At 60.9% G+C, this 10,169-nt stretch carries 7 protein-coding genes; 1 reads left to right on the top strand and 6 read right to left on the bottom strand.

Features of this window, described 5'->3' with window-relative positions:
* Nucleotides 1–1,124, bottom strand: a 1,124-nt coding sequence (locus tag WA943_RS00310) for a PilZ domain-containing protein (protein WP_424467521.1), incomplete at its 3' end; no start/stop codon positions are given.
* 159 nt (nucleotides 1,125–1,283) lie between these two features.
* The gene (locus tag WA943_RS00305; RefSeq protein ID WP_424467519.1) at nucleotides 1,284–3,554 is read right to left on the bottom strand and encodes an efflux RND transporter permease subunit; all 2,271 of its coding nucleotides are present in this window, start codon (nucleotides 3,552–3,554) and stop codon (nucleotides 1,284–1,286) included.
* Between the two features lie 261 nt (nucleotides 3,555–3,815).
* Here WA943_RS00305 and WA943_RS00300 point away from each other — a divergent pair, with 261 nt between their 5' ends.
* Nucleotides 3,816–5,024 (top strand): methyltransferase domain-containing protein, encoded by a 1,209-nt coding sequence (locus tag WA943_RS00300; protein ID WP_424467517.1) that lies wholly within the window; start codon nucleotides 3,816–3,818, stop codon nucleotides 5,022–5,024.
* A 225-nt stretch (nucleotides 5,025–5,249) separates the two neighbouring features.
* Here WA943_RS00300 and pssA read toward each other — a convergent pair whose 3' ends face one another.
* The 4 genes from pssA to WA943_RS00280 all read right to left on the bottom strand — a co-directional run bounded on the left by pssA (nucleotide 5,250) and on the right by WA943_RS00280 (nucleotide 9,910).
* Nucleotides 5,250–6,113 (bottom strand): CDP-diacylglycerol--serine O-phosphatidyltransferase, encoded by an 864-nt coding sequence (pssA, locus tag WA943_RS00295; RefSeq protein ID WP_424467515.1) that lies wholly within the window; start codon nucleotides 6,111–6,113, stop codon nucleotides 5,250–5,252.
* A gap of 25 nt (nucleotides 6,114–6,138) precedes the next feature.
* Complete coding sequence (locus tag WA943_RS00290; RefSeq protein ID WP_424467523.1) at nucleotides 6,139–6,879, bottom strand: phosphatidylserine decarboxylase; 741 nt, start codon at nucleotides 6,877–6,879, stop codon at nucleotides 6,139–6,141.
* 19 nt (nucleotides 6,880–6,898) lie between these two features.
* Nucleotides 6,899–8,830 (bottom strand): ABCB family ABC transporter ATP-binding protein/permease, encoded by a 1,932-nt coding sequence (locus tag WA943_RS00285; protein WP_424467513.1) that lies wholly within the window; start codon nucleotides 8,828–8,830, stop codon nucleotides 6,899–6,901.
* A gap of 120 nt (nucleotides 8,831–8,950) precedes the next feature.
* A complete protein-coding gene (locus WA943_RS00280) occupies nucleotides 8,951–9,910 on the bottom strand; it encodes an Ig-like domain-containing protein (protein WP_424467511.1) in 960 nt (319 codons plus the stop codon).
* Between the last annotated feature and the right edge of the window lie 259 nt (nucleotides 9,911–10,169).

Here is a 10,169-nt window from a genome sequence, read left to right as displayed (position 1 = left end):
ATCACGTCCTGCGGCGGCAGCGTCTTGAAGAGCGCACCGGCTTTCAGAAGCTGCGCGAAGGATGCCTGAAGGCATTGCAGCTTTGCGCGACCGGCATGGCGCACGACTTCGCGATAGGCATGTTCGTAAGCATGGCTCAGCGCGCCCTGATCCTGATCGATCAGCGTCACGTTCACCGGACGCGGCAGATGGTCGATCTTCAGATAGTCGTAAATCTCGTAAGCGGAACCGCAGCCGAGATTGGCGATGTTGATCGGCTTGTCGCCGGGCTGCTCGGCGATGCGCTCGCGCAAGACCTTCTGCGTCATGCGAAGGCGCGTGCCGACGCAGGCGCCGGTCTCGATGCCGATGCGATGCAGCAGCTTTTCGTAAGGCGTGTCGCCGACGCGCTGCCACTCATAGACATAGTTCATGATCTGATAGTCGCCGGGATAGCCCAGCGGCTTTTCATAGCAGCGGCGCATGACGGCACCGGGCATGAAGTCCGGCGTCAGCACGCGCTCGGCATAGCGCTTGTGGCGGGCGAGCGTTTGCGGATCGGCCCAAACCGGCTCAAGCACGTCGCTGCCGCGATACCAAAGCTCTTTCCATTGCGGAACGATGCGGTCCTCGCAGGCGATCAACGCCTCGAGAAGCTTCTGCTCGCGCTCGCGACCCGTCGCGGTCAGCTTTGCCTCATAGCTTTCGAGGAGCTGCTTGTAAGACCGGAAGAGATTGACGATCTCGGTGCAGAGCTGCACGAATTCGGGAAGGATGCCCTCCGACGTGCCGAATGCCGGATCGGCCAGCGCGCGCGTCAGAAGCAGATTGTCGTGATCGGTGACGATCGCGGGAATATCCAGAAAGCCGGAAGTGAATTCGAGCGCAACGGTCGTGCGATTGCCATGCGGCTCGATGCGGCGCACGCGGCCTGCACCGGCAAACAGCATGTCCTCGCCTACACGAAGCTCGAAGGGAACCTCCGACCCCAGGCGCTCGTCCCAACCATCCTGCTGGTTCGACTGGAAGGCGACGCCGGTCATGCTCAGATTCTTGAGAGCGGCGCGCTCGTTGCCGAGCGTGACACTCGGCACAACTTCCTTGAACAGATCGCTCGGTTTGAACCGCTCGGCTCTGTAAAACATGCGCCGCCCCTCAGCGCCTGTCAGCTCTTCATAAGTCCGCATCGTAAGCCCCACCTTCTCACTCGGTACCGCCGTAAGGAATCATAGACGTTAACAATTTGCAAACCTTACCAAATGGTTAACGACACTTTTTGCCGATAATTCCGCATTCAAATTGCATCAGGGAGATTTTCGCTCGATTAACTCCGTATTCACCCTATTTTGTCGCCAGCGATCCATCATTCGCAGCAATGGCGGCAACATCAGCCAGTCGATGAAGAGGTTGGCGAGGATGACGATTGTCGTCTGAGCGCCGAGCGCACGGTTAACCTCAAAACCCGAGGCGATCAGAACGCCGAAGCCGACGGCGAGCGACATGGTGATGACAAGCATCGCCGTGCCGACCGTTTCGAAGACCTCGTTAATCGCATGTTCCGAGCTGAGCCCTCGTTTTCGCGCGGCCTGATACATGATGAGGAAGTAGATCGTGTCATCGACGACGAGGCCTATCGTCATGGCGACGATGACGGAAGCGGCCAATCCGAGCTGGCCGATCAGCAGCCCCCAGACGCCGAAGCCGACAATAGACGGCAGCACGTTCATCAAGATGCTGAGAAGGCCATAGGTGACGCTGCGAAGCGCGAGGCCGACGATGAACGCGATCGCCAGCATGGAAATGATCGTCGTGCCGATCATCGAGCGGATATTGATCCAGGAGACGTTGGAGAACAGCACGTTGATGCTGATGCCCTTCGCCTTCATGGCCGGTGGCGCATTGGCGGCGAGCCAGTCCTGCGCCTGCATGTTGATCGCGCGGATCTTGGCCGACGTCACATGACGCAAGATCACAGTGACCCGGCTCGACGAGCGCGAGACGTTGATCTGGTCGTTGAGCGATGAGCCGTAGGGCAGCGACAACTCGTAGAGCAGGAAATATTGGGCGATGCGGTCGGGGTCATCGGGGATGGTGTCATGGCTGCCGGGCTTACCGGCATTCATCGCCTCCTCGATGCGGCGCGTGATGTCGGGCACACCGAGAACGCTGACGACATTGGGCTGGGCGCGCAGCCAGGCGAGGAATTCCGCCAGAACGCGCTGATAGGCGGGGTCGTAAACGCCGCCGTCGTGGCCCGCGCCCACATCGAACTCGATGATATTGAGGCCGGTGAGATGATCCTCGGCAAAGTCGGAATCCTGCCGGTATTCGAAGCGCTGGTCGAAATAGCGGGCGAAGTCATCGTCGAGCACGATGCGCTGGAGCCAGAAGCCCGACGCCACGACGATGATGCCACAGAGCACAAAGAGGCCGACATAGTAGCGATTGACGAAATGGCCGAGCGCGACCATTGCACGCTCGGAGTGGTTCACCGTCGCCTTGAGATTGGTCATCATCAGCATGGCGGGCAGCCATGTGAAGGTGAAGACATAGGCAAAGGCGATGCCCATGCCGACCATATTGCCGAGGTCGCGAAAAGGCGGCGCTTCGGCGAGGTTCATCGAAAGAAAGCCGATGGCGCTGGTCGCGTTGGTCAGCGTGACGGGACGCAGATGGATGGCGAGGGATTCGCGGATCGCCTGGACCTTGGTCTTCCCCTGCCCCAGAAACTGCATCGTCGTCGTCACGATGCGTACGGCAGCGGCCATGTTGACCGTCATGATGATGATCGGCGCGGCGATGCTGGCAGGGTTGACGACGAAGCCGAGCCAGCCCGCAACGCCCATGGCCGATGCGCTCGACAGGGCGAGCAGCGTCAGGATGGCGAGCGTCGGTTTCACGGAGCGGACGAAGACCAGCATCATCAGGACGGTGACGATGAGGCTGATCGGGATCAGCAATATTGCGTCGCTGACGGCTGCTTCGGCAAAAGTGCCGAGCAACATGACGTTGCCAGTCAGCTTTACCTGAATACCGGGATGATCCTTTTCGATGGCCGCTGCCAGGGCGCGGCTGGAAGCGATGATCTCGCGGACCTGGGTCGAGCCTTCCTCGGGCAGGCGGAAGTTGACGAGGATGCCCGCCGCCTTGCCGTCGGCGGAAATGAGCCTGTTGACGACGAGGGGATCGGCAAGCGCGATGCGCTCCACCTCGGCGGCGCGGGCGGGCGTGACGCTGGAGGGATTGGGGACCAGTTCATCGACGGAGAAACTGTCCGCATCGGACGCGACATGAGGAAAATTGGTCAGCGATTCGACGCGCGTCGAATGGGGGAGCTTCCAGGCGCGGGCGGTGAGGTCGCCGATTGCGGTCAGAACCTTGGGGCTGGTCACCTTTTCGCCATTGGCCCAGACGACCATCAGGACGCCGTTATTCTGGCCGTATTTCAGCTCGAAATGCTCAAGCTCCACGAGTTCGGGGCTTGAGGGATCGAAAAAGACCCGGCTATCCGACGAAAGAGAGAGTCGGGGAAGCCCCGCCACGGCGACCATGCAGATCAGAATGCACAAGGCCATTATCGTTCGCGGCGCCTTCAGCGCCGGAGTCCACACGCTACCCATTGAATGAAAACCGTCCCCCCTGCCCCCAGATGAAGGGAGTTTAAGCATTCATGCGAGACACACAAATGACCGCAGCGTTATGGAAACCGGATTTTAAGAATATTTTGCCAGAACGGGATGTTGCGTTCCCGGATTTCGCTCGTGTTCTGGTGCGGCATTCCGGGGTCGCGTGAAAGAGGTGCTTCCAGAAAGGAAGTGCAATGCGGCAGGAAATGCATGAGCGAGAGTGCAACCATCAATCTGGCCACCGTAGGCACCGCCGAGCTTGAGGCGATGTCCGTGCCGATTTTTGCCGCCTGCCTCGACACCATGTCGGGCGAGGCCATCGCCCGCTTTCGCCGTATGCGCAAGCTGAGCAGCAGCCATCGCGTGGCGCTGGAAAAATATCTCGCCGAACATCCCGAAAAGCGGCCCGGCGGCGCGGATGATGTGCCGCTGCCCGGCGTTGCAGCGGCCAAGGGCGGCTCCCCGGCCAAAGCGGCAAAGCCCTCGGGCGCGGCAAAGAGTTCGTCTTTCTCCGGTATCAAGAAGCGCCTGCGGGCCTGGTGGGAAGGCGTCGACGTCAAGGATCTGGACAAGGTTTGCGCGAAAGCGGGCGGCCCCCAAAAAACGGCCGCACCGGCACCCGCGCGGCCCGCGCCCGCCAAACCGAAAGTCGTTTTCGGGCCGGCGATGAGCCGCGTCGAGATGCTGCAAAAGCTCTGGGGCGAAGGGTTCAGCCTGCCGGGCGGCGAAGATTTCGCACTTCGACTGGTTCAGGGGCTGACATTCGACGAGAAGGCGCCCTGCCTCGACATTGCGGCCGGGCTCGGCGGGCCGTCGCGCAGCATCGGCCGGGAATACAATATTCAGATCGAGGGGCTGGAGGCCGATCCGGCCATTGCGGCGGCGGGACACGGGCTTTCGATGCGCGTCGGCCTTGGCGATATGTCGCCGATCCGCGCGGGCAATGCGGAAACGGAAACATTCGAGAACGGACGATATGGCGCGATCTTTGCGCGCGAGATGCTGTTTGCGATTCCCGAGCGCAAGGCGCTGCTGACGAAACTGCAGCGGGCGCTCGCGCCGAATGGAGCCCTTATCATTACGGATTTCGCGCTGAGCAACGATGAGCGCCCCGATGCGGCGCTGAAGGCCTGGCGCGCGGCAGAGCCGGTGAAACCCGTTCCCGCAAGGATCGATGAATATGGCGAAATGCTGGCAGCACTGAATTTCAAAGTGCGTAGCTTCAACGATCTGTCGTCAGAATATGTGCCATTTATACAACTGGGATGGAAACATCTGCACACTTGTCTCCAAGACGCCAAACTTCCGCCTGAAACTGCAACTATGTTGATGGCTGAGGGGAATGTTTGGCTCGCGCGGAGCAAAGCCCTCGAGAGTGGACGGCTTCGGCTGCTTCACTTCGTTGCCCACCCTGCCTGAGAAAGCAGACAAAGGGCAGCCGAGTGAAAGACGGGTCGCCCGGTGTTAGTGAGGACAGGACGATGGAGAACCGGTTATCAGAAAATCGTGACACACGGACGCGGCGCATTGAGCCTATATTCGATGCGTCCGGCGCTTTGCGGCGTGTTCCCGCAGAGCGCACCAAAAACCCGGCCGAGTTGACGTCAACCGGCCTGAGGGGCGGTCTGCCGGATGGGCAGAGCGTCAATCGAGCGGAAGATCGTCGGTTTCGCTAATCGACGCGCTTGATGTCCGCGCCTGATGATGACGGTAGCGGAGCACGCTGAAGGGGATGAAGGCCAGATATCCCAGAGCAAGGGACGTAAAGGCGATCCACGGGTAATTCAGGATCACTGCGGCCGTAAACCCAACCAGCAGCAGAATCGGCAAAACCATATCGCGGCCAATGCGCAGGCCCATTCGTTTTCCCGAGAAGGTCGGAATACGGCTGATCATCAGGAAAGCGACGAAGAAGCAATGCATCGCAATGAGAAGCGGCAGCGTCTTCAGCGATGAGAAGCCGATAAAATCCAGATAGAGCGGCAGCATGACGATCATGGCACCGGCGGGCGCAGGCACGCCGACGAAGTAGTTTGCCGACCAGGCAGGCTTGTCGGGGTCTTCAAGGGCGACGTTGAAACGCGCAAGACGCAGTGCGCAGCAGACCGCATAGCCAAGCACCGCGATCCAGCCGATGCCGCCGATCTCGTTCAGCGACCAGAGATAGAGAACGAGCACCGGCGCGACGCCGAAATTCACGAAATCCGTCAGCGAGTCGAGTTCGGCGCCGAAACGCGTCGTGCCCTTGAGGAAGCGCGCCACGCGCCCGTCCAGTGCGTCGAAGACGGAGGCGACGATGATCGCCACCACCGCCGCTTCGAAACGGGCTTCAAGGGCAAAGCGTATGGCTGTCAGGCCCGCGCATAGAGCGAGCACCGTCAGCGCATTGGGGATGACCGTGCGGATCGGCAGCGTTCCAAAGGAGCGCGTGCGTCGGTTGACGAAAGATGGCCGGGCATCCGAAGAGCCGTCACGACGCGGTCCGAAAGGCGGAAGTGAATTGGCCATACGCGCAGTTCCTCTGCTTCCCAGCCTAGATGTGATGCGGCTCGACGGAAATTCCGTCCGCCAGAACAGTCTCGCCGGCAATCGCCGTCTGCCCCAGCGCGACAAGCGGGATCGCGCCTTCGGGCAGATAGACGTCGAGGCGGCTGCCGAAACGAATGATGCCGTAGCGCTCGCCCGCCTTCAGCTCCTTGCCCTCGGCAACGTCGCAGACGATGCGGCGAGCGACGAGACCGGCGATCTGCACGACGACGATTTCAGAACCGTCGGCGCGCTCGATGACCATCGAGTTGCGCTCATTGTCGTCGCTGGCCTTGTCGAGGCTCGCATTCAGGAACTGGCCGGGGCGATAGGCGATGCGCTTCACCTTGCCTGCGACCGGCGCGCGGTTCACGTGGCAATTGAAGACGTTCATGAAAATGGTGACACGGGTGCGGCGCATGTCGCCAAGGCCAAGCTCCGGCGGCGGAGAGGCTTCGGTGATGAGGTTCACGACGCCATCGGCGGGGCTGATGACGAGGCCCTCGCGCTGCGGCGTGACGCGATCGGGATCGCGGAAGAAATAGAGGCACCACAGCGTCAGGACGACGCCAATCCAGCCAAGCGGCTGCCAAAGGAGGAAAAAGACGACCGTGACGGCCGCAAAAATGATGACGAAGCGGTGGCCTTCGCGGTGGATCGGCACCAGGATCGAGGTCAGGCTGTCCATATGTCCTTTTCCGGCGTTTCGTTTGAATGGCGTGTGGTCGGCTTTCGCCGCTTTTTCGATCTTACTCCGTCAGCGTGCTTCACGCACCCCCGACGGGAACGAGAGATTCGTCAGGCTCACCGGAGGCGGGCGTGAGCGGGCTTGGCTCGTCCTGCGTCTCTTTCAGCTTCTCGCGAGCGGCATCGGCCTCGCGCTGACGGTTCCACATGGCCGCATATTTTCCGTTCCGGGCCAGCAGATCGTCATGGCGGCCGCGCTCGGCAATGCGGCCATGGTCGAGGACGATGATCTCGTCTGCATCCACCACGGTCGAAAGCCGGTGGGCGATGATGAGTGTGGTGCGGTTTTCCGAGATGCGTTTCAGAGCCGCCTGAATTTCCTTCTCGGTATGCGTATCGAGGGCCGAGGTCGCCTCGTCGAGAATGAGGACGGGCGGGTTTTTCAGGATGGTGCGAGCAATGGCGACGCGCTGCTTCTCGCCGCCTGAAAGCTTCAGCCCGCGCTCGCCGACGGCGCTGTCATAGCCTTTCGGCAGACGGGCGATGAAATCGGCGATCTGGGCCTGCGCGGCGGCGGCCTCGACTTCGGCGTCGCTGGCCTCGGGCCGTCCGTAGCGGATGTTGTAGCGAATGCTGTCGTTGAAGAGGACGGTGTCCTGCGGAACCATGCCGACGGCAGAGCGCAGCGATTTCTGCGTCACGTCGCGAATGTCCTGTCCGTCGATCAGCACACGGCCGCTCGAGATGTCATAGAAGCGGAAAAGGATGCGCGAGATCGTCGACTTGCCCGCGCCTGACGGGCCGACAATGGCGAGCGTGCGGCCTGCGGGCACATGGAAGGAGATATTGTCGAGAATGCCGCGATCCTTGTCATAGGAGAAGGAAACATTCTCAAAGACGATTTCGCCGCCATTGACGGAGAGCGCTTTCGCGCCCGGCGCGTCTTCGACCTCGGAGGGAATTTCCAGCAGATCGAACATGGTTTCCATGTCGATGAGCGCCTGACGGATTTCGCGATAGACGGTGCCGAGCAGGTTGAGCGGCAGATAGAGCTGGATCATATAGGCGTTGACCATGACGAAATCGCCGATGGTCATGGTGTGGTTTGAAATGCCCATGGCCGCCATCAGCATCAGCGCCGTGAGGCCGATGGTAAAGATCGCCGTCTGGCCGCTGTTCAGCGTCGCGAGCGTCGTCATGGTTTTTACGGCGGCGCGCTCGTAGCGCGACATGGAGGCGTCGAAGCGTTTGGCTTCGTAGTCCTCATTGCCGAAATATTTGACCGTTTCGAAATTCAGAAGGCTGTCCACGGCCTTGGTGTTTGCTTCCGTGTCGAGCGCGTTCATTTCGCGATGGAAGCGCGTGCGCCATTCGGTGAGCGCGAAGGTGAACCAGATGTACAAGACGATGGTCACGGCGGTGACGACCGCGAACCAGATGTTGAAGGCCCAGATGAAGATCACCGCGACGAAGATGAGTTCGAGGATCGTCGGGATGATGTTGAAAACGGAGAAGCGCAGCAGAAGGTCGATCGCCTTCGTGCCGCGTTCGATGACGCGGCTCAAGCCCCCGGTGCGCCGCTCCAGATGAAAGCGCAGCGAGAGCGCATGCAGATGGCGGAATGTCTGGAGCGCAAGCGCGCGCACCGCATTCTGGCTGACCTTGGCGAAGATGCCGTCGCGCACCTGCGCCAGCACCACCATCATGATGCGGCCAAGGCCGTAAGCGACGATCAATGCAATGGGAACGGTGACGACGGCGAGCGCTGTCGATTTCGGCGACAGAAGGTTCGTCGCGTCGCGATAGAGGAAAGGCACGTAGACAGTGATGATCTTCGACAGAAGCAGCACGACCATCGCGATGACGACGCGGGCGCGCAGATCGCCCCTGCCCTTAGGCCACAGATATGGCAGGAACGACTTCAACGTTTGCAAACGGCGCGGCTGAGCGGGAGCCGCCCCTCCCGTCACGGGATGCGAACCGTTATCAATTCCGTGTTTCATTGAACGCATGGAACGGAGCCTCTTGGGTCATGCCCAATAAGGAGGCGCCCCGCCAATCCTCTCGGCCCTGGCGGGGCGCTCGAAATACATGTCCCTTAGATAAGGATTCCGCCTTGCGAAGCAAGAGCGTCAGTTTTTGGGCGTCGTGAAGACCTGTCCCGGATAGATGAGATTCGGGTCGCGAATCTGGTCCTTGTTGGCCTCGTAGATCACCGTATAGCTGAAGCCGGTGCCATAAAGATCGCGGGCGATGTTCCAGAGATTGTTGCCTGGCTGAATGACGACCTTGCCCTTCTTCAGCGCAGCTATGACAGCGCCCGGCTCGCCCCGCTCGAACGGAAGCTCGACACGGGCGACGACCTTGCCCGCCGCATCGAGCTGGTCGATGCGAAGGGCATATTGGCCCGGCTCGATGTTGACGGTGGGGCGAAGCTCCCAATGGCCCGCCGTGTCGGCCACAGCGTCGCCAACCGGCTTGCCGGCGATATAGACGCGGATGGTAGCGCCGGGATCGGCCTTGCCGGAAATGATCAGATTGCCGTTCTGGTCATAGTCGACCGTTTCCAGCACGAGGTTTCCGGCATCGGAGGGAACGCCGGGGCCCTGCAGCACGCGGCTCGCCTTGCGGGGTTCGGATATGACGACGAGGGCGGGCTTGTCCTTCTGCGTGGCGACGTTGACGGCTACCGTCTGAACGGAATCCTTCACCGATCCGTCGGGATTTTGCGCCGTCAGCGTGATCTGGATGTTGCCGGGCTTCAGCGGCTTGTCGAGCACGACGACCCATTCGCCGCGATCATCCGCCGTTGCCGTGCCGACGACTTCGCCATTTGCCTTGACCTCGACCTTGGCGCCGGGAAGCGCGCGGCCAGCCACTACGGTTGAACCGTCACGCTCGACGCGCACAATGTCGAAGGTCGGGATGCTCTTGTCCTGCGCCTGCTCGGCGGGCGCCTGCCCCGCCTGCTCGACACCGGGCGCGGTTTCGGCAGGAGGCGTTGCAGCTTTGTGGAAGAAAAAGAAATATCCGCCGATCACGACTATCAGCAAGCCCGCAACTATGCCTGCTATAAGACCATTATTCCGCATCGCCCGCCCCTCGCATGGTTAAAGCTGCACCACGCCGAAACAACCAGCGGGACCGCAGCCTGAATTATCGTCTATCTTGCAAATGTGGCACCACTATAAAATGCCCATTCAGAGACAGAACCTTCCGGATCCCCCCATGAAACTCGCCAATGTGTGTGTCTATTGCGGCTCCCAGAGCGGGAGCGAACCAGCCTTTGTGGAGGCAGCGACCCGCTTCGGCGGCATTCTCGCGCGCGCCGATGTCGGCCTCGTCTATGGG

Source organism: Parvibaculum sp. (assembly GCF_049651025.1).
In the GTDB taxonomy this organism is placed as follows: domain Bacteria; phylum Pseudomonadota; class Alphaproteobacteria; order Parvibaculales; family Parvibaculaceae; genus Parvibaculum.
This window is presented reverse-complemented; position numbering and strand designations above follow the sequence as displayed.